This is a genomic window from Pseudoxanthomonas composti (assembly GCF_004122095.1).
GTDB classification, from domain to species: Bacteria; Pseudomonadota; Gammaproteobacteria; order Xanthomonadales; family Xanthomonadaceae; genus Pseudoxanthomonas_A; species Pseudoxanthomonas_A composti.
In genome coordinates this window covers 161,739-185,903 of the sequence record NZ_SAWZ01000004.1, presented here as the reverse complement: position 1 = coordinate 185,903, position 24,165 = coordinate 161,739, and the positions used below count along the sequence as shown (strand labels likewise).

The window sequence follows — 24,165 nt, the reverse complement described above, 5'->3', positions numbered from 1 at the left end:
GATTGAATGAGGAAGATGCGCAGCTTAGCCAGCCAAGACCAAACCGTGGGCAACTTGGGCCAACGGTTCGGCTAACGCATGAACTGGATCACCGTCATGAGCAAAATCGTCGAACACCACGAGCGCAGCCACCAGGAACAGAGCCTTTCTGGCAAGAACGGCGAAGACAGCCGCCGCAAGCGCAGCGATGACCGCGACCACGACCGTCGGGCTCAACACATACGCCAGCGGCCAACGTCGTAATCAGAAGCGCATCGACATCTACGCGATGCGCTCCATGATCCAGTCCTTGCGTTAGCCCGCGCAATGCGTCCGTCCTAGAAGTTGTTGTCCCCATCCAGGATGCGGCCCAGCCCGCCCAGCACCGAGCCTTCGCCGCGGCTCTGGCCGCCGGCCTGCGGCGCGGCCTGCAGCATGCGCCCGGCCAGGCGCGAGAACGGCAGCGACTGCAGCCACACCTTGCCCGGGCCGGTCAGGGTGGCCAGGAACACGCCTTCGCCGCCGAAGAACATGCTCTTGATGCCGGCCACCCGGCGCACGTCCATGTCCACGCCGCCGTGGTAGGCCACCACGCAGCCGGTGTCCACGTCGATGCGCTCGCCCGCGGCCAGCTCGCGCTCGACCACGGTGCCGCCAGCGTGCACGAACACCCAGCCGTCGCCCTCGAGCTTCTGCATGATGAAGCCCTCGCCGCCGAACAGGCCGGTGAGGATCTTGCGCTGGAAGGCGATGCCCAGCTGCACGCCGCGCGCGCCGGCCAGGAAACTGTCCTTCTGGCAGATCAGGCGGCCGCCGTGCTCGGACAGCTTCAGCGCGATCACCGTGCCGGGGAACGGTGCGGCGAAGGCGACCTTGGCCTTGCCCTGGCCGGTGTGCGTGTACACGGTGGTGAACAGGCTCTCCCCGGTGACCACGCGCTTGCCGGCGGCCAGCAGCTTGTCCATGAAGCCGCCACCGGCGCCGCTGGTGCGGCCATCGCCGAACACCGTGTCCATCTGCACGCTGGAATCCTTGAACATCAGCGCGCCGGCCTCGGCCACCGCGCTTTCGCCCGGGTCCAGCTCGACTTCGACGAACTGCATGTCATGGCCGACGATGCGGAAATCGATATCGTCCGCGCGCATGCCCGCACCCGGCGGGGGCGGCATGTGCGGTGGCGCGGCGCTGCCGCCGAACTCGGGCAGCGAGGCGGCCGGCTGCCAGCCGGCCAGGCCTTCGCGCCAGGCCAGCGCAGCGGGATTACTGCGCACGAAGGCCTGCGCGCCGGCGTCGTCGAAGGGGCCCGAGCGGGTCTGCTCGGCGCCGGTCAGGAAATACCACTGGCTCATGGTCTGCATCCGTGTCTGGGCAAGGGGAAACAACCGCGGAAGGAACGCGCCGAGTCTAGCCGCCGCGATGCGCCCACGGCCCTGCATAAGGTCATGCATGGCGGGCGTTTGCCGCCGGCGTCATCGTCCTGCAACATGCGCCTGCCGAGGCCCGACCGGGCCGCGCCCCACCACCCACGGAAACCCGCCATGTCCCGATCGCCGCAGCCGCGCGTGAATACGCGCCGCCTTGCCCTCGCCATTGCCCTGGCCCTGCCCGGCGCGCCCGTGCTGGCCCAGGACAGCAGCACCAGCCAGCCGACGGCCTCCACCCTGGACACGGTGCAGGTCACCGCCCAGCGCCGCGTGGAAAATATCCAGGACGTGCCGGTCTCCATCTCGGCCATCGATGCCGAGCAGCTGCAGGTGCTGGCCTCCGGCGGCCAGGACGTGCGCTACCTGTCCGGTCGCGTGCCCAGCCTGAACATCGAGTCCTCCTTCGGCCGCGCCTTCCCGCGCTTCTACATCCGCGGTTACGGCAACACCGATTTCCGTCTCAACACCTCCCAGCCGGTGTCGCTGGTGTACGACGACGTGGTGCAGGAGAACCCCATCCTCAAGGGCTTCCCACTGTTCGACCTGGCCGGGGTGGAAGTGCTGCGCGGCCCGCAGGGCTCGCTGTTCGGCCGCAACAGCCCGGCCGGCGTGGTGAAGTTCGACTCGGTGCGCCCCTCGCAGGAGACCGACGGCTACGCCAAGATCGGCTACGGCCGCTACAACCAGTGGAACCTGGAAGGCGCGGTGGGCGGTGCGCTGAGCGAGCGCTGGTCCGCGCGCGCCTCGATGCTGTACCAGCGGCGCGACGACTGGGTGGACAACGCCTACCCGGGTCCGAACGATGGCTTCGAGGGCTATGACGAGACCGCCGCGCGCGTGCAGTTCCTCTACGAGGGCGATGGCTTCGAGGCCCTGCTGGGCGCGCATGCGCGCCACCTCAACGGCACCGCGCGGCTGTTCCGCGCCAACATCATCCAGCCCGGAACCAACGACCTGGTGCCGGGCTTCGACCGCACCAAGGTCACCCAGGACGGCCTGAACTACTCCGAGCTGGACTCGCAGGGCGCCAATGCGCGCCTGAGCTGGGACCTGGGCGACTACAAGCTGTACTCGATCACCGGCTACGAGTCGGTGGAGACGATCAACCGCGGCGACATCGATGGCGGCTACGGCGCGGTCTACGCCCCGCCCTCCGGCCCGGGGTTCATCCCCTTCGCGTCGGAAACCGCCGACGGCATCCCCGAGCACAAGCAGTACACGCAGGAATTCCGCATCGAGTCGGCCTTCGATGGCCCGTGGAACTGGCAGGCCGGCCTGTTCTATTTCGACGAGGACTACCAGGTCGAGAGCTTCAGCTACGACACCTTGTTCGCGGCCGGTGCGCAGAGCGGCTATGAGCGCATCCGCCAGACCAACAAGTCCTGGGCCGCCTTCGGCGCGGCCACCTGGCAGGCCACCGACGCGCTGGAGCTGCGCGCCGGCCTGCGCTACACGGTCGATGAGAAGGACCTGACCGTGCAGGCCTACCAGGGCGTGAAGGGCGGCCTGGCCGAACTGGCCGCCGGCGAGCCCGATGGCAACCTGTCGGCCTCCCCGGAGGACAAGAAGCTCAGCTGGGACCTGTCCGGCGTCTACAAGCTCAGCGACGACACCAACCTGTTCGCGCGCGTGGCCACCGGCTATCGCGGCAGCAGCATCCAGGCCGCGGGCGACTTCAACGGCAAGTCGGTGGCCAAGCCGGAGACTTCCACCTCCTACGAGTTCGGCATCAAGAGCGACTTCTGGGGCAAGCGCGCGCGCCTGAGCGCCAACGTCTTCTACTACGAGGTCAAGGACCAGCAGCTCACCGCCGTGGGTGGCGCGGCCAACGCCAACATCCTGCTCAACGCCGACAAGAGCGTGGGCCAGGGCTTCGAGCTGGACCTGCAGGCCTACCTGGCCGACAACTTTCTGGTCACCCTGGGCAGCAGCTACAACGACACCGAGATCAAGGACCCGGGCCTGGCGGTGGCGGTATGCGCGCAATGCACGGTCACCGACCCGCTCGACGCCCAGGGCCGCGCGCTGATCGACGGCAACGCGTTGCCGCAGGCGCCCAAGTGGACCCACAACCTGACCGCGCGCTGGGGCATCCCGCTGGCCGAGGGCAGCGAGTTCTATGTCTACACCGACTGGGCCTATCGCAGCGAGGTGGACTTCTTCCTGTACGAGTCGATCGAGTTCACCGGCAAGTCGACCCTGGAAGGCGGCCTGCGCCTGGGCTATGCCTGGCACTACGGCGACTACGAAGTGGCGCTGTATGGCCGCAACATCACCGACCAGGAGCGCGTGGTGGGCGCGATCGACTTCAACAACCTGACCGGCTTCCTCAACGAGCCGCGCACCTACGGGGTGGAGTTCACGGCCAAGTTCTGACCGTCGTACTCGGTTCCTGCGACAACGCCGCGCGATGCAGGTCGCGTGGCGTTGTCGTCTGCGGCGACATGACGATCAGGCAAGACGTCCCTCGGGCGCAGGCGCGATGCCGCACAATGCCGCCGACGCCGCTGCCGCACTGCCCATGATCCGCTTCTTCCGCTTCATCGCCCTCATCGAGGGCATCACCACCATCGGCCTGTTCCTCATCGCCATGCCGCTGAAGTACTTCTGGCACAACCCGGTGCTGGTGCCGCCGCTGGGCATGGCCCATGGCGTGGCGTTCATCGCCTACATCGCGGTGATGCTGGTCACCTTGCCGATGCGCGGTTTCGGCATCGTGGGCTGGCTGCGCACGGCGTTGGCCGCGCTGATTCCGTTCGGCACCTTCGTCAACGACCCTTACCTACATCGTCGGCAGCTCGCGCACGCACAGGCCAAGGCCGCCAGGCTTCAGGCCGGATGATCCGGACCGGTCAGCTGCCGGTCTCCATGGGCGCGTCCAGGGCCTCGCCCACCACGTCCAGCAGGTCCTCGTCGTGGTCCTCGCGGTACTCCCAGAACATCACCCCGCCCAGGCCGTGGCGGCGCACGTAGGCCACCTTGGCCCGTAAGGCCTGCGGGTCGTCGTAGCTGATCATCTGCGCGGTGCTGGGGTTCCACAGCCAGGCCGCCTGGGCGCTGTCGTCCCAGTGCCGCTCGAAGCCGTGCTCGGTCAGTCGCTCATCGACGATGCGGCGGTAGGAAATGAAGCCGCCATCGCTGGCATAGCGCTGCAGCAGGCCGTGCTGGTCCGCTTGCACGTCGCCAAAACGACGCCCGTAGAAGGCCATGCCCAGGTGCAGCTTGGCGGCCGGCACGCCGGCCTGGGTGAAGTAACGCACTGCCTCGTCGGCACTGCGGCCCTCGCCCCTGCGCTGGGCCGAAGGGTATAGCGCGCCGGAATGGCCGGTGGTGGGCGTGGCGCTGCCGTAGAAGTCGTAGGTCATCAGGTTGATCCAGTCCAGCAGCGGCGCGATGCGCGGCAGGTCCAGCCCGGCGGCAAAGCGCCCCTCGGCCGCGGCGATGGTCAGCAGGTAATGCCGCTGGGTGACCTTGCCTTGGGCCTCCAGCGCCTGGCGCAGGGACTTCAACAGCGCGGTGAAGTTGTCCCGGTCCGCCGGGCTGGCGCTGATCCCGGCATCGCCCACGGTGGGGTATTCCCAGTCCACGTCCAGGCCATCGACGTCGTGCCGGCGCAGCAGCGCCATCGCACTGTCGGTGAAGGCCTGGCGCGCGGCCGGGGTGGCGGCGGCCTCGGAGAAGTGGCCCGCGCCCCAGCCGCCGATGGACAGCACGACCTTCAGGTCGGGGTTGCGCTTGCGCAGGGCGACCAGTCCATCGACCGTGCGCGGCCCCAGGGCGTCGGGAAAGCGCACGCGGTGGTCCGGGCCAACCACGGTGAAGGCGAAATTGATCACATCCAGCTTGCGCGGGTCGATGTCCGGCAGCTGCTCGCCATTGGCCACGTAGCCGACGACGCGCGGACGCGCGGCGGCCTGAACCGCGGGCTCGGCCAAGGCAGGCGCGGTCATGCAGCCAAGCAGCAGCAGGCAGAGCAGGAGACGCTTCGGGAACATGGACCACTCCAGGCACAACGGGCCCCCGAGTCTAAGGGGAACCTCGCATCGCCACGCTTCGCCATGACCGCGCCGCCTGTCGCCCCGTGGAAGCGGCTTTAGCCGCGAAGGGGCTGGCCCGCCAAAGCCCCTTAGCGGCTGAAGCCGCTCCCACGGGATGCTTTCGGGGTTGTTTGAGACTCCATCGAGACTGTGCAGCCTCAGCGTGGGCCGGCGCCGCGCGCGGCGATCAGGGCTGGCCCCGACCGGGCGCGGTTGGGGGCAGATCCGGAGAAGGCGGACGCGGCGCGGGAAACGGCAGCACCACCCGCGTCGGCGGCGCCGGATGCCACAGCACCGGGACCTCGCGCGGCATCGGCAGCTCCAGGCCATCCGGGTCCTCGGCCAGCGCCTGCGCCTCCTCCTCGTCCTCCCAGCTGTAGCGCTTGCGCGGCAGGGCCGGATCGGCGCGGCGGAACAGCAGCGCCGCCACCAGTCCGCCGATGGCCCCGCCCATGTGCGCCTGCCAGGACACGCCGGGCTCGTGCGGCAGCACGGTCACCAGCATGCTGCCGTAGAACAGGAAGGCGATCATGCTGGTGGCGATGGCCGCGCGGTCGCGGCGCAGCAGGCCCAGCCCGAACACCAGGAACATCAGGCCATGGCCGACGCCGCTGGCGCCCAGGTGCCGCGAGCCGGCATCGCCCAGCAGCCAGGCGCCCAGGCCCGAGCCCAGCCACAGCAGCGGCAGCGCGCGCACGGTGGCCTTGGGATAGACGCTGCCGGCCAGCGTGCCCAGCATCAGCAGCGCCACCGCATTGGCGGCGATGTGATCAACCGAGCCATGCAGCAGCGGCGCGGTCAGCAGCCCCTTCAGGCCCTCCAGCGCGTGCGGCGCCACCGCCCACGGCCGCCAGTCGAAGCTGCCCTGGGCCGAATACACCAGCACCAGCAGCAGCACGAACACCAGGCTGGCATTGAGCGCGCGCAGCAGGCGGCGGCGGTCGAAGCGGCCCTGGGCTTGCGCATCGAAGCGCGGATCGTCGGGGTGATGGCTGTCCATGCCTGCCTCGATGGCGGTGGCGGGGGTGGAATGCAAGCGGGATTCTGTGTCCCGTGTTGAGGAACGAGTGGGGAGGAACGAGGAAGGAGTTGGGGGGAGGAGTGAGGGATGAGGCGAGGAGTGAGGAGTGAGGAGTGAGCGGAAAAGCCGGGGCAGAGAGGGCGGGTACGCGCGAAGCCCGGGGGGTCTGTGGGAGCGGCTTCAGCCGCGAAGAGGCATTACCGGTAAAGCCTCTTCGCGGCTGAATCCGCTCCCACAGGGAAGTACGGAGCCTCGGCGACAAGGGGGGCGGGTGGAGAGTTGCGAGGTGAGCGGCATGGAGCGAGCGGCACTGCTCACACTCGTTCCTCGTTCCTCAACACTCGTTCCTCACTCACCAGCTCCCCAGCCCTCAGTCAGTGCCCTTGGCAGGCCGTACCAGGCTCAGCCACACCGTCACCGCCAGGATGCCAAACACCACCCCCAACGAGACCAGCACCGGGATCTTCACCACATCGATCAGCAGCATCTTTGCGCCGATGTAGACCAGCACCACGGCCAGGCCGTAGGGCAGCAGGTGGAAGCGGTCGGCCATGCCGGCCAGCAGGAAGAACATCGCGCGCAGGCCCAGCACCGCGAACACGTTGGAGGTCAGCACGATGAACGGGTCGGTGGTGATGGCGAAGATCGCCGGGATCGAATCCACCGCGAAGATCACGTCGGTCACCGCGATCAGGATCAGCACCACGAACAGCGGCGTGAACCAGCGCTTGCCCTCGCGCATCACGCTCAGGGCATGGCCGTGATACCCGTCGGTCAGGCGCAAATGGCTGCGCATCCAGCGCAGCGCCGGGTTGGATTCCAGGTCCGGTTCCTTGCCCGCGGAGAACCACATCTTGATGCCGGTGAACAGCAGGAACGCGCCGAACACGTACAGCAGCCAGTGAAACTTGGTCAGCAGCGCGGCGCCGGCGAAGATCATCACCGCGCGCAGCACGATCGCGCCCAGCACGCCGATCACCAGCACCTTCTGCCGCTCTTCCTCCGGCACGGCGAAGTAGCTCATCACCATCAGGAACACGAAGATGTTGTCCACCGCCAGGGATTTCTCGACCAGATAGCCGGTCAGGAACTCCAGGCCGATGCGGTTGGCCTCGGCCGTGTCCAGGGTGCCGCGCAGGTACCACCACAGGCCGGCGTTGAACAGCAGCGCCAGCACGATCCAGCCGATGGACCACCAGGTCGCTTCCTTGAAGGTCACCTTGTGCGGCCCGCCGTGGCGCATCAGCACCAGGTCGGCCAGCAGCGCGGCGATCACCACCACCGCAAATCCGCCCCAGAGCCAGGGGTTGGCAATCGTCTGCATCGTCATTCTCCGTCGCGTGAGGGGGAAACCGGACCGGACCAGGTCAGGATGTCGCGCGGGGACGGATGGACTCGTGAACCGGGACGCCTTCGCCGATGCGGCGAAGGTCTCGCTCACAACCGGCGGTGGACCGGTTGCCGTTGCACCGGGGCCAATGCGGCCCGACTTGACGGCGACAACGCGTGGGAGCTACTCCCCTTCTGCGCAGATTCTGCGCAGCTGGCCGCGGCCGCGTCAACGCGGCCACGTAGAATAGGCCGATGACCATTCAGCTCCCCGCCGTCCGCCTCAAGAACGCCTGGCGTTCCTCCCATCCCTGGATCTTCCAGAAACTCGTCGAAAAGCCGCCGCAGAAGCCCAAGCCGGGCAGCCTGGTGGACGTGTTCGGGGTGGATGGCGAATGGATCGGCCGCGGCTTCTACAACGGCCATTCGCGCATCGCCGTACGCATCCTGGAGACCGACCCGGACGTGGCCGTGGATGAGGCCTGGTTCCAGCGCAAGATCGCCGCGGCCGTGTCGCTGCGCCGGGACTGGCTCAAGCTCGATGCGGTCTCCGACGCCTGGCGCGTGGTGCACAGCGAGGGCGATGGCCTGTCCGGCCTGGTGGTGGATCGCTATGGCGACCTGATCGTGGTGGAGTTCTTCGCCGCCGGCATGTTCCGCCACCGCGACTGGATCTACGAGGCCCTGCGCGCGCAGTTCCCCGGCTGCCGCTTCCACAGCTTCGCCGACGAGCACGTGCAGAAGCAGGAGAGCTTCGACTTCCACAGCACCTCGGGCACCGAGGCCGAGATCATCACCGAGTACGGCATCCGCTTCCGCGCCGACCCGGCCGGCGCGCACAAGACTGGCTTCTTCGCCGACCAGCGCGAGAACCGGCAGTGGCTGAGCCAGCAGGTGGAAGGCAAGACCGTGCTGGACCTGTGCTGCAACACCGGCGGCTTTGCGGTCTACGCCGCCGCGCGCGGGGCCAGCGACGTACTGGGCGTGGACATCGACCAGGACGTGATCGCCATCGCCAAGGGCAACGCCAAGCTCAACAACGTGCGCCCGCGCTTCGTGCAGGCCGACATCTTTCCCTACCTTCGCGATGCGGCCAACCGCGGCGAGCAGTACGACGTGGTGATCCTGGACCCGGCCAAGATGACCCGCGACCGCGACCAGGTGATCCCGGCGCTGAAGAAGTACCTGGACATGAACAAGCTGGCCCTGGGCGTGGTCAAGCCCGGCGGCCTGTTCGCGACCTTCTCCTGCACCGGGCTGGTGGCCGAGCACGAGTTCCTGGACATGCTGCGCCGGGCCTCCTACTTCTCCGGCCGCACCATCCAGATCCTCAAGGTGTCCGGCGCCGGCCCGGACCACCCGTTCATGGCCCACGTGCAGGAATCGCGGTATCTGAAGGCGGTGTTCTGCCGCGTGGTGGATTGAGGGGGGAGCGTAGGGCGAGGAACGAGTTGAGAGGAACGAGGAACGAGTGGAAGGCAAGGCCATCCAGCCGCTCCTACTCGTTCCTCGTTCCTCTTCACTCGTTATCTCTTCCAGGGCTCAGGCAAGTACTGTCACCTTCAGGCCGTGGACACGCTTGAACGAGGCGTCGCCCGTCAGCAACAGGTGATCGGCGCCTAGCTGCAGGCAACTGGCTGCCTGCAGGGCGTCCGGGGTACGCAGCCCGTGCCGGACACGGATCGCCGTGGCGAGCTCTACGACGTCGCGATCCAGCTCGATCCAGAGCAGATCCGGTCGGGTGAAGAACGCATCGAACAGCGCCAGGGCAGCAGCATTGTCATGCTTGATCGGACCGACCCTGCATTCCAGCCACGACAGGCGACTGACCGCGGTTCCAAGGTTGGGATGCGCCTGCGACACTGCGGCCAATTCCCTGCGCACGCGCCCTGCGAAAGGCTCGTTGCCCTCGATCAGGTAGATCAAGGCACTGGCATCGAAGAAGGCGATCACCAGCCGCGCGCTTTGGCCAATGCTGCGTCGATCTCCGCCTTGCTGCGCGTGCCGGAGGCCGGCTGCGACAGCAGCCACTCCAGCGCGGTCAGGCCTTGTCTAGCCGGCGGCGGCCCGTCGGTCAGGCGCAGATACTCTTCCTCCGAGAGCACAACCGCGGCCGATTTGTTGCGCTTGATGATGCGGACAGGGCCCTGCCGCAGTCCTTCCTCGATCGCAGCCATTCCACGGCGTTTGATCTCAGCGATGGTGATGGTGTTGCCCATGGCGGCACGGACTCCGATACGTTTCCCGCTCGAATGGTACCGTTTTCGGTACTTTTTTGCGATTGAACGTCCATGTCGCCGCGCGACCCCGCTCGGTTATGCAAGTGGATCGGCCGGTTGCAGCGCTGAAGCGAGACCGAGTCAGGGACGAAGAGCGAGGAACGCGTTGGGGGAACGAGAAGCGAGTGAGCGCAAGTCAATGCTTCGCTTTTCACTCGTTCCTGCGTCCCTGCGCAAAGCCAACGCGCGCAGGGACGCAGGAACGAGTCTGAGCAGACGCGTCCCCGCTGGTCCGTTTGCGGCGGTGGTGGATGGAGGGGCGTCATCCACCCTACGGTCGGCGTGGGGCGACGGTCGGCGTAGGGCGGACAACGCGAAGCTTGTCCGCAGAGGTGGGGCGCCCGATGGAGGATGAGGCGTCGCGCGCCGGTCCGTTCGCTGCGGTGGTGGATGGAGGAGCGTCATCCACCCTACGGTCGGCGTAGGGCGGACAACGCGAAGCTTGTCCGCCGAGGTGGGGCGCACGATGGAGGATGAGCCGTCGCGCGCCGGTCCGTTCGCTGCGGTGGTGGATGGAGGAGCGCCATCCACCCTACGGTCGGCGTGGGAAGGACAACGCGAAGCTTGTCCGCCGAGGTGGGGCGCCCGATGGAGGATGAGGCGTCGCGCGCCGGTCCGTTCGCTGCGGTGGTGGATGGAGGAGCGTCATCCACCCTACTCGGCGTAGGGTGGACAACGCGGAGCTTGTCCACCAGATTCCGGCGCCGAGAGCCGTGCCCGCTACGGTGCGGGCTGCTGCGTGCTCCGATGGGTTTACCTGGGGCGTCAGGTGCACCAAGCTCGAGGCCACCTTCCCCCAAGGAGTGTGCAGTGGCCGATCCAATCCCCTTCGGCGCCCGCGCGGGCGCGATCCTCAAGAGCGCCGGGCTGCTGCTGGCCGCGCTGGTCATCGTGTCGCCGGCCAGCGCCGCGCCGACCAGTGCTGGCGGTGGCGAGATCCTGTGGGACCGCTACGGCGTGCCGCACGTGTACGCCAGGACCGAGGCCGGGGTGTTCTACGGCTTCGGCTGGGCGCAGACCCAGAGCCACGGCAATGTGCTGTTGCGGCTGTACGGCGAGGCGCGGGGACGTGCGGCCGAATACTGGGGCGAGAAGTACGCCGAGCAGGACCGCTGGATGGCGGCCAACGACGTCTACTCCCGCGCGCAGCAGTGGTACCGGCAGCAGGATCCGGGCTTCCGCGCCGACCTGGATGCCTTCGCCCAGGGCATCAACGCCTATGTCGCCGCCAACCCGGACGCGGTCCAGGAAGAGCTGAAGGTGGTGCTGCCGCTGACAGGCGTGGACGTGGTGGCGCACGCGCACCGGCTGATGAACTACATCTACATCGCCTCGCCGGCCAAGGTGCTGGGCGAGGCGCCCAAGGACGCGCAGGCACGCGATGGATCCAATGCCTGGGCGCTGATGCCGCGCAAGACCCGCGATGGCCACGCCATGCTGCTGGCCAATCCGCACCTGCCCTGGGGCACCGGCTACTACACCTACTACGAGGCCCATCTCAACGGGCCGGGCCTGGACCTGTACGGCGCCACCCAGGTGGGGCTGCCGATCCTGCGCTTCGGCTTCAACAAGGACCTGGGCTTTACCAACACGGTCAACACGATGCTGGGCCAGACCACCTACAAGCTCGCCCTGTCCGGCGATGGCTACCTGCTGGATGGCAAGGTGCGCCCGTTCGAGGTGGAAGAGAAAACGCTGAAGATCCGCCAGCCCGATGGCGCGCTGAAGACCGAGGCGCTCCAGGTGCGGCACACCGTGCACGGTCCGGTATTTCAGCGCTACGACGGCGCCACCGTGGCGCTGCGCGTGGCCGGCCTGGACCGCCCGCACATGCTCAAGCAGTACTGGGATATGGGCAAGGCCACCGACTTCAGCCAGTTCCAGGCCGCGCTGAAGCAGCTGCAGGTGCCGATGTTCAACATCGTCTATGCCGACAAGGCCGGCAACGTGATGTTCCTGGACAACGGCATCCTGCCCAAACATGCGCAGGGCGATCTGAAATACTGGAGCGCCCTGGTGCCGGGCGACACCTCCAGCACGCTGTGGACGCAGGTGCACGGCTACGAGGATCTGCCCAAGGTCATCAACCCGGCCGGCGGCTTCGTGCAGAACACCAACGATCCGCCGTGGCTGGCCAGCTGGCCGCGCGCGCTGGATCCCGAGGCCTTCCCGGCCTACACCGCGCCGCTGGGGCCGATGTCCCTGCGCGCGCAGAACTCGGTGAAGATGCTGGCCGAGCACGAGCGGATCGACTTGGACCAGTTCATCGCGCTCAAGCGCACCGCGCAGGCGCTGGCCGCCGACCGCACCCTGCCGCAGCTGTACGCCGCCGCCGAAGGCAGCAGCGACCCGGACATCCTCGCCGCGCTGCAGGTGCTCAAGGGCTGGGACCGTCATTTCGAAGCCGACAGTCGCGGCGCGCTGCTGTTCGAGCAGTGGGCGCGGTTGTTCACCGGCGATGCCAGGTATGCCTCGCAGGCCGGCTATGCCACGCCGTGGTCGCTGGAGGCGCCGCTGACCACGCCCAGCGGCCTGAAGGACCCGGCGCTGGCCGTGCGCCAGCTCAAGCAGGCCGTGGCCAAAACCCGGGAGCTCTACGGCGCGATCGACCGCCCCTACGGCGAGGTCTCGCGCTTCCACCTGGGCCAGGTGAACCTGCCCGGCCGCGGCGGCTTCGGCAATCTCGGCGCGTTCGATGTCATCACCTGGGATCCGCTCAACGCCGATGGCGAGCGCCTGCCCCAGCACGGCGAGACCTGGGTGTCGATGGTGGAGTTCAGCACGCCGATCAAGGCCAAGGGCCTGATGAGTTATGGCAACGCCAGCCAGCCCGGCTCGCCCCACATCAGCGACCAGCTGGAGTTGCTGTCCAGGGGTGAGTTCCGCACCCTGTGGACCACGCGCGCCGAGGTGGAACAGCACCTGGAAGCGCGCACGGGGTTCTGATGCCTGCGCGCGCCGGCGCGCATGGCATGATCGGCTGAGGGCGTGGGCGTCCTTGCGCGTCCGCGCCCGCCCAGCTGTTGTGCCCTCAGCCCAAGGATCACGCACCGACATGTCCATGGCCGCTTCGCCGATCCTGCCCATGGCCGCCCACGTGGCGCTGTGCGCACTGCTGTACGTCGCCCTGACGGTGGCGCGAGCGCCTGCGGTCTGGGGCCTGGGGCGGCGCGGCGACGGCAGCAACCCGTTCGCTGCCTTGGAGCCGCGCATCGGCGCGAACCTGTCCAATCAATTCGAATGGCCGCTGTTCTTCCACGTGGCCTGCGTGCTGCTGTTGCTGCAGGGTGCGACCGGACCGTTGGTGATCGGGCTGGCCTGGGTGTTCGTGGCCGGCCGCGTGCTGCACAGCGCGGTGCAGGTGTTCACCGGCAACGTGCGTCTGCGCGGGCTGGTGTTCACCGTGAACTTCCTGGCAGTGCTGGCGCTGTGGGCGCTATTGCTGTTGCCATGACCGTCGTTGCGTGACGGGCGCTGCCGGCCCGCGCGCCGGCGCATCCGAATCGAAGGCATGGCATGGATTTTTGGGAGCGGCCGCGGGCGCCGTCGTTGCACCCCAGGAGCCCTTGCGGCACAGTGCGCGGCCCCTTCGCGCAGGCGCTGCACCGGCCATGAGACTCGGCATCGACTTTGGCACCAGCAACTCGGCCGCCGCGGCGGTGATCGATGGCGCCGTGGTGCCGGTGCAGTTCGGCGAGCAGGCGCAGTTCCGCACCTCGGTGTATTTCCCGGAGGTGATGCGCGAGGTCGATGATTTCGTGCCCAACGACGCCCAGGAGCACCAGCTGCAGCAGCTGGTCGACGCCGCGCGCCGGCAGGCGCAGGCGGCCGGCCAGGAGCGTCCGGCGCAGGCGCTGCGGCGCGAGGCCCTGCGCGCGGTGCGCCGGGACTGGATGGAAGAACAGATGCGCCAGCCGCGCACGTCGGCCGCGCTGCTGCAGAACGCGGTCTATGGCGAGGACGCGCTGGATGCCTACTTCGCCGAGGGCGAGGGCAACTTGGTGCAGAGCCCAAAGTCGATGCTGGGCTACAACCTGCACCCGCGCGCCAGGCAGACCATCACCGGCATCGCCACGCATATCCTCGAGCACATCCGCCTCACCGCGCAGCGCCAGTTCGACACGCCGGTGCGCGAGGCCGTGCTGGGGCGGCCGGTGCAGTTCCGCAGCTCGATGGGTGAGGCCGGCAACGACCAGGCCCTGGAGATCCTGCAGGCGGCGGCGACCGCGGCCGGCTTCGACCGCGTGCGCTTCCTGGAGGAACCCTCGGCTGCGGCCATGCGCCACCATGCCGCCAGCGACACCCGCCATGAAGTGGTGGTGGTGGATATCGGCGGCGGCACCACCGATGTGGCCCACGCCGATGTCGGCGGCGCGCTGCCGCCGGCCGTGCGCCGCGCCTGGGGTATCGCCCGCGGCGGCACCGACGTGGATCTGGCGCTGAGCCTGGCCGGCTACATGCCGCTGTTCGGCCGCGGCATCACCCGCGTGCCCAACCATCACTATGCCGAGGCGGCCACCGTCCACGACCTGACCCGCCAGCGCGAGTTTCGCCTGCACAAGTACGACAGCGTCGATGCGCCCTACGGCCCGCGCCTGCAGGCGCTGCAGGACACCGGCAACACCGCGCGCCTGGCGCGCGGGGTGGAGCGCAGCAAGATCGTGCTCAGCGGCGCGGCCCAGCATACCGATACGCTGGACTACATCGAGCCGGCGCTGTCGGTGACGCTGCAGGCGGCCGGACTGACCCAGGCCGCCGAAAGCTTCCTCGGACAGATGCGCGAGCTGCTGGCGCAGGTGGCGGCCGACATCGGCCACGACCCCGATGCGGTGTTCCTCACCGGCGGCATGTCGCGTGCGCCCTATGTGCAGCAGGTCGTGCGCGAGGCCTTCCCGCGCGCGAGGCTGGTGCATGGCGATCCTTCGTTCGGCGTGGTCCAGGGCCTGGCGCTGGCGGCCAGCGGCGGATTGGGCTGAGCGCTGGGGCGCGCTTCTGAAAGCCTCGTGTGGGAGCGGCTTCAGCCGCGAAGGGGCTTTACCGGGAAAGCCTCTTCGCGGCTGAAGCCGCTCCCACAGAGCGACATGCATCCGGCTCGCTCGAATCAGTTCGGGTGTGGCGAGGATAGGTTGTCTACGCGGCGGGAAACAGCTTTAGAGGCCAGCAAACGGTCAAGTAACTCATCGAAGCATTTCACCTGCATAGGCCTCTGAGCGCTACGTAGGCAGTGGGATGCTACCGGCGCTGTCAACGCTCGCGGCGGTGACCACCGCATCCCCCGCGCGCCTGCCATGCAGGCGCGCGGATGCCGCCCTCAGGCCGCGTAACGCTCCAGCCAGTGCGCGTAGGGCGCCGGCAGCGTCCAGGAGGGCTTGGACACGCCCAGCTGCTTGGCCGCGGCGAAGGTCCAGTGCGGGTCGGCCAGGTGCGAGCGGCCCACCATCACCAGGTCCAGCGCCTGGCTGGCCACGGCCGCTTCGGCGGCCTCGGCGGTGCCGAAGCCCCAGGCCGAGGACACCGGCAGGCCGGTCTCCTCGCGCACGCGCCTGGCGATGGGGGCGAGGAACGACGGACCCCACGGGATCTGGGTCTCGGCGATGGTGAAGCCGACGCTGACGCTGAGCATGTCCAGCCCTTCGCGCTTGAAGTCCTGCACCAGCGCGATGGATTCGGCCAGGGTCTGATCGTCGCGGCCGTCGTATTCGATCACCCCGAAGCGCGCGGTCAGCGGCAGGTGCTCGGGCCAGACCTTGCGCACGGCCGCCAGCGTTTCGCGCAGGAAACGTCCGCGGTTCTCGGCGCTGCCGCCGTAGCGGTCCTCGCGCTGGTTGGCGTGCGCGGAGAAGAAGCTCTGCGCCAGGTAGCCATGGGCGAAGTGCAGCTCCAGCCATTCGAAGCCGGCCTCCAGCGCACGCTGGGCGGCGGCCACGAAATCCTGCTGCACGCGCGCGATGTCCTCCACGCTCATCGCCCGGGGCACGCGCGGCAGGTGATGCCCGAAGGCGATGGCCGAGGGCCCCAGGGTCTCCCAGTAGCGCGGATCGTCGGCGGCGATGTGGTCATCGCCTTCCCAGGGGCGATTGGCATTGGCCTTGCGGCCGGCGTGGCCGATCTGGATGCCGGGCACCGCGCCAGCGGCCTTGATGGCCGCGGCCATCGGCGCCAGCGCCTGCGCCTGCTGGTCGTTCCACAGGCCCAGGCAGTTGGGGGTGATGCGGCCTTCGGGCGAGACCGCGGTGGCCTCCACGATCACCAGGCCGGCGCCGCCGCGCGCCAGGCCGGCCAGATGCACGTGGTGCCAGTCGTTGGCCAGGCCGTCGATGGCCTGGTACTGGCACATGGGCGGCACCGCCACGCGGTTGCGCAGGGTGAGGTCCTTCAAGGTGAAGGGTTGGAAAAGCGCGGACATAGGGATCCTGTTGGGCCGGTCTGGATAAGGAGGCGACAACCCCTGTCGCCATTGATTCGATAATAGTCGAACTATCGATCAATCGCCATGCCGGGTAAGATCGGCCCATGCGTCCGTACAAGCATCCCGATCCGTCCACCTTCACCCTGGAGCGGATCTTCCACGCCCTGAGCGACCCGGCGCGGCTGGAGATCGTGCGCCATCTGGGGGCAGTGGCGCAGGCGACCTGCGGCGAGCTGGAGTTCGGCCGGCCCAAGTCCAGCATGTCCCACCACTTCCGGATCCTGCGCGAGGCCGGGCTGGTGTGCACGCAGATCGCCGGGACCACGCACCTGAACCGCCTGCGCCGCCAGGAGCTGGAAGCGCGTTTTCCCGGCTTGCTCGAGGCCGTGCTGAAGCAGGACCGTTGAGCTGCTGATGGGCCGCTCAAACTGCGTGTTTTCGCCTCGATCCACCCGAATGCTCAGTGGTCTTGTGGGAGCGGCTTCAGCCGCGAAGCGGCTTTACCGACAAAGCCCCTTCGCGGCTAATGGCCCGAGGCCACCCCGAGCCGCTTCCACAGTGAGATGCATCAGGACCATGCGAGGCGCCCTGATGGCAGTCCTTCCTTCATACGCCGCGCGTGCCGCTGGCTCGTCTCGGCTCCACCGCGTGATGGCGCCAGCGCTGCTGGTGCTAGCCCTGGCCAGCTGCGGCCAGCCCGAGCAGGCCGGCCCCATCGTCGCCGATGCGGCCAGGGGCGAGCAGGTCTTCGCACAGCTCTGCAGCAGCTGCCACAAGGCCGGGCCCCGCGCGCGCAATGCCTTCGGCCCGCAGCTCAACGGCGTGATCGGCCGGCGCGCCGGCAGCGTGGAGGGCTATGCGTACTCGCCGGCGATGCGGCAGGCGGACTTCGCCTGGGACCAGGCGCGGCTGCAGGCCTATCTGGCCGCGCCCTCGGACGCGGTCCCCGGCACCAAGATGTATTTCTGGGGCCTGAGCGACCGGCAGAAGGTGGCCGACCTGCTGGCCTATCTGGAAACCACCGACGACCGCTGAGCGCAGGGCCTCAGCGGCGCTGCCGGCGTGGCGCGACGAAGGGCCCACCGTGCTGCTCCCAGGCCTTGCGGATGGCCGCGATCACGCTGCGGCTGGGGGTGGACAGGCGGCCATGGTAGACCGCATGCATCTCCATCAGCGTGCCGGTCCTGGACACCACGGTGTGGTGCGGGCACAGGCGCACCAGCCGGCCTTGCTCGATCAGCGGCTGGGCCACCCAGCTGGCCAGCCGGCCGATGCCCACGCCCGCCAGCAGCAGCTCGACCAGGCCCGAGCCGGAGGTCACGCGGTGGCTGACGCCAAGCGGGATGCGCAGCGACTGGCGCCCGTCGTAGAGATACCAGCTGCGCAGCTGGCGCGGCCCGGTGTGCAGCACGAAGCGATGGCCGGCCAGATCCTCGGGCGTGGCCGGCAGGCCATGGTGCGCGACATAGGCCGGCGCGGCGCACAGGTAGCGCTCATAGCGCCACAGCGTCTGCCCGATCAGCTCGCTGTCTGCCGGGTAGGCGCCGCGGATGGCGAAATCCAGGCCGGCCTGGGCCGGGTCGAGATGGACATCGGTGTAGGTCACGTCCACGCGCAGGCCCGGGTGCGAAACCGACAGCGCTGCCAGTGCGGCCGGCAGGATGCGCGACTCCAGCACCGAGGGCGCCGAAAAGCGCACCAGGCCCTGCAGCTCCGAGGCACTGCGCGCCAGCACCTGGCCGGCATCGGCTAGCTGGCGCAGGGCGGCGCGGGCCAGGTCGTAATAGGCCTCCCCGGCCGGGGTCAGGGACACGTTGCGATGGCTGCGGGTGAGCAGCTCGTGGCCCATCGCCGCTTCCACCGCCTGCACCGCGCGGGTCACCCCACTGGGGCTCATGCCCGTGCCGCGGGCGGCCGCGACATAGCTCAAGCGCTCGGCCACGGCGCAGAAGGCCTCCAGATCGGCGATGCGCAGCTGGCCAGGGCCGGGGACGTGCCGGGGCATGCTTGCAGATCCTGCAACGTGGCGTTGCAACCATTCTAGGCCCGCGGCCGTAGCGTGAGCGACCTGTCCCGCCTCGATCGAGTCCCGCCATGGCCCTGTCCCTGCCCACCTTCGACGATGTCCTGCACGCGGCCGAGCGCATCGCTCCGCATGCCCACCGCACCCCCGTGTTCACCTCGCGTACGCTGGATGCGCAGCTGGGGGCGCAGGTCTTCCTCAAGGCCGAGCAGCTGCAACGGGGCGGGGCCTTCAAGTTCCGCGGCGCCTGCAACGCCATCGCCGCGCTCTCGCCGCAGGCGCGCGCCCGGGGCGTGGTCACGCACTCCTCGGGCAATCACGCCCAGGCGCTGGCGCTGGCCGCGCGTGAGTTCGGCACCCAGGCGACCATCGTGATGCCGCACGACGCCCCGGACGCGAAGATCGCCGCCACGCGTGGCTATGGCGCGCAGATCCGCTTCCACGACCGCTACACCGAGCCGCGCGAGGAGATCAGCGCCGCGCTCGCCGCCGAACACGGCTATGCCCTGATCCCGCCCTACGATCACCCGCAGGTGATCGCCGGCCAGGGCACCTGCGTGCGCGAGCTCATCCAGGAGCACGGGGCGATGGACACGCTGCTGGTCGGCCTGGGCGGCGGCGGCTTGCTGGCCGGCTCGCTGCTGTCGGCCGGCGCGCTCATGCCGGGTGGCCAGGTCTATGGCGTGGAGCCGGAAGCGGGCAACGATGGCCAGCAATCCTTGCGCGTGGGCCATATCGTCACCATCGCCCAGCCGCGCTCGATCGCCGATGGCGCCATCCCCACCCACCTGGGCGAGCACACCTTCCCCATCATCCAGCGCGGCGTGCGCGACATCCTGACGGTCACCGATGCCGAGCTGGTGGTGGCGATGCGCTTTCTGGCCGAGCGCATGAAGTTGATCGTCGAGCCCACCGCCTGCCTGGGCCTGGCCGCCCTGATGGCCGGCAAGCTGGACGTGCGCGGACAACGCGTGGGCCTGGTGCTCAGCGGCGGCAACGTGGACCTGGAGGTGCTGGCCCGGCTGATGACGAACGCGGTGTAGCGGCGCTCAGCCGGCCATGGCCGGCTTGCGCCGCTCCAGCAGCACCGCCAGGCACCAGAACACCAGGCCCGCCAGCGCGGCCAGCATGCCGATCTGGCTGGTGGAGGTCAGGCCGTAGCCGGCGTCGATGGCCAGGCCGCCCAGCCAGGGGCCCAGCGCATTGGCGGTGTTGAAGGCGGCGTGGTTGGAGGCGGCGGCCAGGGTCTGCGCATCGCCGGCCACATCCATCAGGCGGGTCTGCAAGGCCACCGCCAGCGCGCCCATGGTGCCCAGGCCGATCACGCCCAGCAGCAGGCTCCACAGCGAGGTGGCCGCCAGCGGAAACAGCGCCAGCACCAGGATCGACCACAGCAGCACGATGCCGGTGGCGCGGAACTGCAGGCGATCGACCAGGCGGCCGCCGGCGATGTTGCCCAGCACCGCGCCGATGCCAAAGGCGGCCACGATCAGCGGCATCCACGCCTCGGACACGCGGGTGACCTTGACCACGATCGGGCCCAGATACGTAAAGACGCAGAACATGCCGGCGAACCCGATCGAGCCGATCAGCAGCGCCAGCCAGACCTGGGTGCGGTTGAAGGCCACCAGCTCCTGCAGCGGGCTGACGGTCTTCTCGTGCGGGTCCTGCGGCAGGGTGCGCGCGATCAGCAGCACGGTGGCGATGGACAGCAGTCCGACCATGGCAAAGGCCACGCGCCAGCTGACCTGCTGGCCCAGCCAGGTGGCCACCGGGTTGCCGACCAGGATGGACACCGACAGGCCCATCAGCACCTTGGACACGGCCACCCCGCGCTGTCCGGGCGGGCTGATCGAGGCGGCCACCAGCATGGCCACGCCGAAGTAGGCCCCATGCGGCAGGCCGGACAGGAAGCGCGCGGCCATCATCGTGTGATAGCCCGGCGCCAGCGCGCTGGCGACATTGGCCACCGCGTAGAACAGGGCCAGCGCAAGCAGCAGGGTCTTGCGCTTCAGGCGCGCGCCGACGAAGGCCAGCACCGGCGCGCCGACCACCACGCCCAGCGCGTAGGTGCTGATCAGGTGGCCGACCTGGGTTTCGGTGATGCGCAGGCCACGGCTGATTTCCAGCAGCAGGCCCATGCTGGAAAACTCGCTGACACCGATGGAGAACCCGCCCAGGGCCAGGGCGAGAATGATGATGTTGCGCTGGCCGGCGGTCAGCTCGGTCAGGGTGGAGGCGTGCGGGGACATGGGGGATCTGCGGTGGCGGCCCGTCCCCGCGGTGGCGAGGACACTCCCAACAGGAGCACGCGCGATCAGAGCGACTCTGGCGCGCGGGCGGTGAACGAGGAGGGGTGCAGTATCGCAGCGATCGGCGGCAGGCGCATGACGATGGGCGGAATGCAGGGTTGCGGGAAGGCTAGGAACGAGAAACGAGAAACGAGGAACGAGTGAAAGCCGCAGCGTCCGCTCTCACTCGTTCCTCGTTTCTCTCCACTCGTTTCTCCCCAGCGTCAAGCGAGCCCGCGCTCGCCAACTCGGCTCAACCCTTCCCCCGCCGCCCTTCCTCCACCGACAGCGGATAGCCCGAGAACGGCTTGACCTCGTCCATCAGGAACTGCGAGACGATCTTCTCCACGCCGTAGCCGCCGCCCAGCAGGCCGCGGGCGATGTCCTTCCAGTGGTGCACGTCGCGCACGATCACGCGCAGCAGGTAGTCCGAGGCGCCGGAGATGCGGCTGGCTTCGACCACTTCCGGCATGGCCAGGATGCGCCGGTCGAAATCGGTGAACTCCTCCAGTGCGTGCTGCTTGAAGCTCACCTGGGCCAGCACGATGGTGGCCGATCGGATGCGATCCACCGCCACGTGCGCGCGGTAGCTGCGGATCAGGCCGCGGGTCTCCAGCGAGCGCACGCGCGCCAGGCAGGCGCTGGGCGAAAGCGCCACGCGGTCGGCCAGGGCCTGGTTGCTGATCCGCGCATCCTGCTGCAGCACGTCCAGGATCTTCAGATCGATACGGTCCGGGGCTTTGGGGTTCATCGGGGTGTGCAGGTTCGACGGAATTGTGGGGTGCCAGCGGCAGATTCTGCGGATGTTCGCCGGCCAGACAGCACCACCTGCGGACATCCGTGCGGGAAACCCTTGCGATACAGCAACTTGGCGAGCAGGGGCCTGCCGCTGATTCTGCTGGACGCCGCTAGCGCCTGTCACCTATTACTCACCGGGCAGGCGGCACGCGCGCCGGTCAGGGACGGCCAGGAGGGAAGGCATGCGCTGCGCTCCTGCCACAGGTCCCCTGCGCGGCCATGCGTCCTGGCAACGCAGGCGACCCACGCCGTGTTGCCCACCGTCACTTCGTCGCAAGGGGATTCTTCCGATGCAGCCGTTCGCCACATCCCGCCTGACCCGCGCCATCCGTTTCGGTTGCCTGTGTTGTGCCCTGGCCAGCGCCACCGCCGGCGCTCAGGACAGCAGCCAGCGCAACGCCACCGAGCTGGACACCATCACCGTGACCGCCAGCAAGCGCGATGAGTCCATCCGCGAGGTCGCCGGCAGTGTTTCGGCCGTGACCGGGCAGCAGCTGGAGGATCTGGGCGCCCAGGGCCTGGCCGACTACATCCAGCGCACGCCGGGCGTGGTGTTCAACAGCTACCAGCCGGGCGTCTCCCACGTGGTCATCCGCGGCATCGCCACCAGCGCGGGCAACGTGCAGGGCCAGACCACCACCGGCTATTTCCTCAACGACGTGCCGCTGACCGAGCCGGGCTGGACCATCGTGGTACCGGACGTGGACGCCTTCGACCTCAACCGGGTGGAAGTGCTGCGCGGGCCGCAGGGCACGCTGTTCGGCTCGGCCTCGATGGGCGGTGCGGTCAACTACATCGCCAATGTCGCCGACGCCGGCGCCTTCGATGCCGCGGCCGAGGCCACTGTCAGCCAGACCAGGAACGCCGATGTCGGCTTCGGCGCCAAGGCCATGGTCAACGTGCCGGTCAAGCAGGACCTGCTGGCCTTCCGCGCGGTGGCCCAGTATCGCGACGACCCCGGCTACATCGACAACCTTGGCACCGGCAAGGACGGGGCCAACACCACCCAGCTGGCCGGCGGGCGCTTCTCGGTGGTGCTCACGCCCAGCCAGGACACCACGCTGACCTGGCTGAGCCTGCTGCAGAACACCGACTCGGACGACAACGCCTACCAGATCCGCGGCCTGGGCGACCTGCAGCGCAACACCGCCATCCCCGAGTTCACCAACACCAAGGTCGACGTGCACAGCCTGCGTCTGGACCAGAACCTGGGCTTTGCCGACTTCACCGCGCTGCTGGCCTACCAGAAGAAGCAGCAGGACTGGCGCTTCGACTACACCCCGATCCGCAGCGCCTACAACGCCGACCTGGACCTGGACCTGACCAATCCGCTGTACATCGACTCGGGCGGTGAGAGCGAAGGCCGCAGCATCGAGCTGCGCCTGTCCAATCCGTCCAACGGCCGCTTCGAGTGGCTGCTGGGCGGCATGTTCTTCGACACCGAGAAGGACCTGTACGAGGCCATCGGGGCGCAAGGCGCGGCGGCGGCCTTCGACAACTCCTCGCTGTACGGACCCGGCGCCGGCGCGGTGATTGCCCCGGACGGGCAGATCTTCAATGCCTTCACCAGTCGCACCCATGGCTCGGAGGCCGCGCTGTTCGGCGAGGCCTCGGTGTGGTTCAACCCGCAGTGGAAGCTGACCGCCGGTGGGCGCCTGTTCCGCACGCGCATCCGCACCACCTCGGTGCAGGAAGGCTTCTCGACCTATCCAGGCGATCCCATCGTCACCCCGTCCAGCAACGAGGAGAGCGGCTTCAACCCCAAGCTCTCGCTGAGCTACACGCCGAACGAGCAGGTGATGTTCTACGCGCTGGCCTCGGAGGGCTTCCGCTTCGGCACGCCGAATACGGCAGGGCTGAGCGCCTATCCGGTGCCGGCCGGCTCGCGCAGCGATGAGCTGGTCAACTACGAGCTGGGCACGCGCACCAGCTGGGCTGGCGGCAGCTTCCTGCTGGATGCCACGCTGTTCTACGTGGACTGGAAGGACATCCAGCTGCGCCTGCAGACGCCGGACTTCTACAACTACGCCAGCAACGGCGGCAAGGCCTACAGCCGCGGCGTGGAACTGTCCGCGCAGTGGCGCCCGTTCGCCGGCTTCAACTGGACCGGCACGGCGACCTGGCAGCAGGCCAAGTTGGACGAAGACCTGTTCATCCTCTACTACGGCACCGCGCCCAAGGGGTCGCAGCTGCCGGGTTCGGCGGAGTGGTCGATCAACAACACGCTCAGCTACCAGTTCGACGGCAACTTCGCGCCGACGGTGATGCTGTCCCACCAGTTCCTGTCCAGCGGCATCAGCGACCTCAACTCGGCCGTGCCGGGCATCGCCCCCAACACGCAGGGCAACTACAACCTGTTCGACCTGCGCTATCGCATGAGCTTCGGCAGGACCGATGTGACCGTGTTCGGCAGCAACCTCACCGACAAGCGTGGGGTGACGCGCACGGTGCCGGAAACCAACGGCATCGGCGAGGGCATCGTGCGCCCGCGCACGGTGGGCGTGACCGTGCATTGGCGCTATTGAGGCCGTTGGCTTGAACCGTCGCCCACGGCAGCGATCTCCACGCCGGTGCT

General features: G+C 68.6%; 21 protein-coding genes. 11 read left to right on the top strand and 10 right to left on the bottom strand.

Features of this window, described 5'->3' with window-relative positions; translation table 11 throughout:
- Nucleotides 1-78: 78 nt before the first annotated feature.
- Nucleotides 79-243 (top strand): hypothetical protein, encoded by a 165-nt coding sequence (locus tag EPA99_RS18695; RefSeq protein WP_164978620.1) that lies wholly within the window; start codon nt 79-81, stop codon nt 241-243.
- Nucleotides 244-317: 74 nt separating this feature from the next.
- Here the strand turns inward: EPA99_RS18695 and EPA99_RS09230 are convergent, their stop codons facing one another.
- Nucleotides 318-1,328: a TIGR00266 family protein gene (locus tag EPA99_RS09230; protein WP_129470928.1), complete on the bottom strand. Its 1,011-nt coding sequence runs from the start codon at nt 1,326-1,328 to the stop codon at nt 318-320.
- A gap of 189 nt (nt 1,329-1,517) precedes the next feature.
- Here EPA99_RS09230 and EPA99_RS09225 point away from each other — a divergent pair, with 189 nt between their 5' ends.
- Both EPA99_RS09225 and EPA99_RS09220 read left to right on the top strand, forming a co-directional pair.
- Nucleotides 1,518-3,779 carry a TonB-dependent receptor gene (locus EPA99_RS09225; RefSeq protein WP_129470927.1) on the top strand — a complete coding sequence of 754 codons (2,262 nt, stop codon included), beginning with the start codon at nt 1,518-1,520 and terminating at the stop codon, nt 3,777-3,779.
- Between the two features lie 106 nt (nt 3,780-3,885).
- Nucleotides 3,886-4,245: a DUF3817 domain-containing protein gene (locus tag EPA99_RS09220; protein WP_206733735.1), complete on the top strand. Its 360-nt coding sequence runs from the start codon at nt 3,886-3,888 to the stop codon at nt 4,243-4,245.
- A 10-nt stretch (nt 4,246-4,255) separates the two neighbouring features.
- On the opposite strand, the gene EPA99_RS09215 is transcribed toward EPA99_RS09220, so the two are convergent.
- The 3 genes from EPA99_RS09215 to EPA99_RS09205 form a co-directional block, all read right to left on the bottom strand.
- Nucleotides 4,256-5,398 (bottom strand): glycoside hydrolase family 18 protein, encoded by a 1,143-nt coding sequence (locus EPA99_RS09215; protein WP_129470926.1) that lies wholly within the window; start codon nt 5,396-5,398, stop codon nt 4,256-4,258.
- 229 nt (nt 5,399-5,627) lie between these two features.
- Complete coding sequence (locus tag EPA99_RS09210) at nt 5,628-6,440, bottom strand: rhomboid family intramembrane serine protease (protein WP_129471114.1); 813 nt, start codon at nt 6,438-6,440, stop codon at nt 5,628-5,630.
- A 391-nt stretch (nt 6,441-6,831) separates the two neighbouring features.
- Entirely contained in the window at nt 6,832-7,785 is a 954-nt protein-coding gene (locus EPA99_RS09205) for a TerC family protein (RefSeq protein ID WP_129470925.1), read from the bottom strand.
- A 260-nt stretch (nt 7,786-8,045) separates the two neighbouring features.
- Here EPA99_RS09205 and EPA99_RS09200 point away from each other — a divergent pair, with 260 nt between their 5' ends.
- Nucleotides 8,046-9,215, top strand: coding sequence for a class I SAM-dependent rRNA methyltransferase (locus EPA99_RS09200; RefSeq protein ID WP_129470924.1), 1,170 nt, complete (start codon nt 8,046-8,048; stop codon nt 9,213-9,215).
- Between the two features lie 117 nt (nt 9,216-9,332).
- Here EPA99_RS09200 and EPA99_RS09195 read toward each other — a convergent pair whose 3' ends face one another.
- On the bottom strand, nt 9,333-9,743 hold the full coding sequence (locus EPA99_RS09195; protein WP_164978619.1) for a type II toxin-antitoxin system VapC family toxin: 411 nt from the start codon (nt 9,741-9,743) through the stop codon (nt 9,333-9,335).
- A complete protein-coding gene (locus tag EPA99_RS09190) occupies nt 9,740-10,009 on the bottom strand; it encodes a type II toxin-antitoxin system Phd/YefM family antitoxin (RefSeq protein WP_129470922.1) in 270 nt (89 codons plus the stop codon). The genes EPA99_RS09195 and EPA99_RS09190 overlap by 4 nt, the downstream gene beginning before the upstream one ends.
- Before the next feature lie 870 nt (nt 10,010-10,879).
- Here EPA99_RS09190 and EPA99_RS09185 point away from each other — a divergent pair.
- From EPA99_RS09185 to EPA99_RS09175, 3 genes are all read left to right on the top strand, one after another.
- A complete protein-coding gene (locus EPA99_RS09185) occupies nt 10,880-13,015 on the top strand; it encodes an acylase (protein WP_241688338.1) in 2,136 nt (711 codons plus the stop codon).
- A gap of 109 nt (nt 13,016-13,124) precedes the next feature.
- Nucleotides 13,125-13,523, top strand: a complete 399-nt coding sequence (locus EPA99_RS09180) for an MAPEG family protein (RefSeq protein ID WP_206733734.1) — start codon at nt 13,125-13,127, stop codon at nt 13,521-13,523.
- A 157-nt stretch (nt 13,524-13,680) separates the two neighbouring features.
- Entirely contained in the window at nt 13,681-15,045 is a 1,365-nt protein-coding gene (locus tag EPA99_RS09175) for an Hsp70 family protein (protein ID WP_129470921.1), read from the top strand.
- Nucleotides 15,046-15,380: 335 nt separating this feature from the next.
- Here EPA99_RS09175 and EPA99_RS09170 read toward each other — a convergent pair whose 3' ends face one another.
- Nucleotides 15,381-16,475, bottom strand: coding sequence for an NADH:flavin oxidoreductase/NADH oxidase (locus EPA99_RS09170; protein ID WP_129470920.1), 1,095 nt, complete (start codon nt 16,473-16,475; stop codon nt 15,381-15,383).
- A 107-nt stretch (nt 16,476-16,582) separates the two neighbouring features.
- Between EPA99_RS09170 and EPA99_RS09165 the strand changes: the two genes are divergently transcribed.
- On the top strand, nt 16,583-16,885 hold the full coding sequence (locus tag EPA99_RS09165) for an ArsR/SmtB family transcription factor (protein ID WP_129470919.1): 303 nt from the start codon (nt 16,583-16,585) through the stop codon (nt 16,883-16,885).
- 244 nt (nt 16,886-17,129) lie between these two features.
- A complete protein-coding gene (locus EPA99_RS09160) occupies nt 17,130-17,513 on the top strand; it encodes a c-type cytochrome (protein WP_129470918.1) in 384 nt (127 codons plus the stop codon).
- 10 nt (nt 17,514-17,523) lie between these two features.
- On the opposite strand, the gene EPA99_RS09155 is transcribed toward EPA99_RS09160, so the two are convergent.
- Nucleotides 17,524-18,483: a LysR family transcriptional regulator gene (locus EPA99_RS09155; protein WP_129470917.1), complete on the bottom strand. Its 960-nt coding sequence runs from the start codon at nt 18,481-18,483 to the stop codon at nt 17,524-17,526.
- 89 nt (nt 18,484-18,572) lie between these two features.
- Here EPA99_RS09155 and EPA99_RS09150 point away from each other — a divergent pair, with 89 nt between their 5' ends.
- On the top strand, nt 18,573-19,544 hold the full coding sequence (locus EPA99_RS09150) for a threo-3-hydroxy-L-aspartate ammonia-lyase (RefSeq protein ID WP_129470916.1): 972 nt from the start codon (nt 18,573-18,575) through the stop codon (nt 19,542-19,544).
- A 6-nt stretch (nt 19,545-19,550) separates the two neighbouring features.
- Here EPA99_RS09150 and EPA99_RS09145 read toward each other — a convergent pair whose 3' ends face one another.
- Together EPA99_RS09145 and EPA99_RS09140 are read right to left on the bottom strand one after the other, a co-directional pair.
- Nucleotides 19,551-20,753 (bottom strand): MFS transporter, encoded by a 1,203-nt coding sequence (locus tag EPA99_RS09145; RefSeq protein WP_129470915.1) that lies wholly within the window; start codon nt 20,751-20,753, stop codon nt 19,551-19,553.
- Nucleotides 20,754-21,045: 292 nt separating this feature from the next.
- Entirely contained in the window at nt 21,046-21,543 is a 498-nt protein-coding gene (locus EPA99_RS09140; RefSeq protein WP_129470914.1) for an Lrp/AsnC family transcriptional regulator, read from the bottom strand.
- A 337-nt stretch (nt 21,544-21,880) separates the two neighbouring features.
- On the opposite strand from EPA99_RS09140, the gene EPA99_RS09135 reads away from it, so the two are divergent.
- A complete protein-coding gene (locus tag EPA99_RS09135) occupies nt 21,881-24,115 on the top strand; it encodes a TonB-dependent receptor (protein WP_164978617.1) in 2,235 nt (744 codons plus the stop codon).
- Nucleotides 24,116-24,165 lie beyond the last annotated feature (50 nt).

What these genes read in the sequence shown, in the direction of transcription:
- EPA99_RS09135 (WP_164978617.1), top strand. Translation starts at nt 21,881, where the DNA reads ATGCAGCCGTTCGCCACATCCCGCCTGACCCGCGCCATCCGTTTCGGT.
- EPA99_RS09230 (WP_129470928.1), bottom strand. Translation starts at nt 1,328, where the DNA reads ATGAGCCAGTGGTATTTCCTGACCGGCGCCGAGCAGACCCGCTCGGGC.
- EPA99_RS09215 (WP_129470926.1), bottom strand. Translation starts at nt 5,398, where the DNA reads ATGTTCCCGAAGCGTCTCCTGCTCTGCCTGCTGCTGCTTGGCTGCATG.
- EPA99_RS09140 (WP_129470914.1), bottom strand. Translation starts at nt 21,543, where the DNA reads ATGAACCCCAAAGCCCCGGACCGTATCGATCTGAAGATCCTGGACGTG.
- EPA99_RS09200 (WP_129470924.1), top strand. Translation starts at nt 8,046, where the DNA reads ATGACCATTCAGCTCCCCGCCGTCCGCCTCAAGAACGCCTGGCGTTCC.
- EPA99_RS09225 (WP_129470927.1), top strand. Translation starts at nt 1,518, where the DNA reads ATGTCCCGATCGCCGCAGCCGCGCGTGAATACGCGCCGCCTTGCCCTC.
- EPA99_RS09190 (WP_129470922.1), bottom strand. Translation starts at nt 10,009, where the DNA reads ATGGGCAACACCATCACCATCGCTGAGATCAAACGCCGTGGAATGGCT.
- EPA99_RS09170 (WP_129470920.1), bottom strand. Translation starts at nt 16,475, where the DNA reads ATGTCCGCGCTTTTCCAACCCTTCACCTTGAAGGACCTCACCCTGCGC.
- EPA99_RS09165 (WP_129470919.1), top strand. Translation starts at nt 16,583, where the DNA reads ATGCGTCCGTACAAGCATCCCGATCCGTCCACCTTCACCCTGGAGCGG.
- EPA99_RS09145 (WP_129470915.1), bottom strand. Translation starts at nt 20,753, where the DNA reads ATGTCCCCGCACGCCTCCACCCTGACCGAGCTGACCGCCGGCCAGCGC.
- EPA99_RS09175 (WP_129470921.1), top strand. Translation starts at nt 13,681, where the DNA reads ATGAGACTCGGCATCGACTTTGGCACCAGCAACTCGGCCGCCGCGGCG.
- EPA99_RS09160 (WP_129470918.1), top strand. Translation starts at nt 17,130, where the DNA reads ATGGCGCCAGCGCTGCTGGTGCTAGCCCTGGCCAGCTGCGGCCAGCCC.
- EPA99_RS18695 (WP_164978620.1), top strand. Translation starts at nt 79, where the DNA reads ATGAACTGGATCACCGTCATGAGCAAAATCGTCGAACACCACGAGCGC.
- EPA99_RS09180 (WP_206733734.1), top strand. Translation starts at nt 13,125, where the DNA reads ATGTCCATGGCCGCTTCGCCGATCCTGCCCATGGCCGCCCACGTGGCG.
- EPA99_RS09220 (WP_206733735.1), top strand. Translation starts at nt 3,886, where the DNA reads ATGCCGCACAATGCCGCCGACGCCGCTGCCGCACTGCCCATGATCCGC.
- EPA99_RS09210 (WP_129471114.1), bottom strand. Translation starts at nt 6,440, where the DNA reads ATGGACAGCCATCACCCCGACGATCCGCGCTTCGATGCGCAAGCCCAG.
- EPA99_RS09155 (WP_129470917.1), bottom strand. Translation starts at nt 18,483, where the DNA reads ATGCCCCGGCACGTCCCCGGCCCTGGCCAGCTGCGCATCGCCGATCTG.
- EPA99_RS09150 (WP_129470916.1), top strand. Translation starts at nt 18,573, where the DNA reads ATGGCCCTGTCCCTGCCCACCTTCGACGATGTCCTGCACGCGGCCGAG.
- EPA99_RS09205 (WP_129470925.1), bottom strand. Translation starts at nt 7,785, where the DNA reads ATGCAGACGATTGCCAACCCCTGGCTCTGGGGCGGATTTGCGGTGGTG.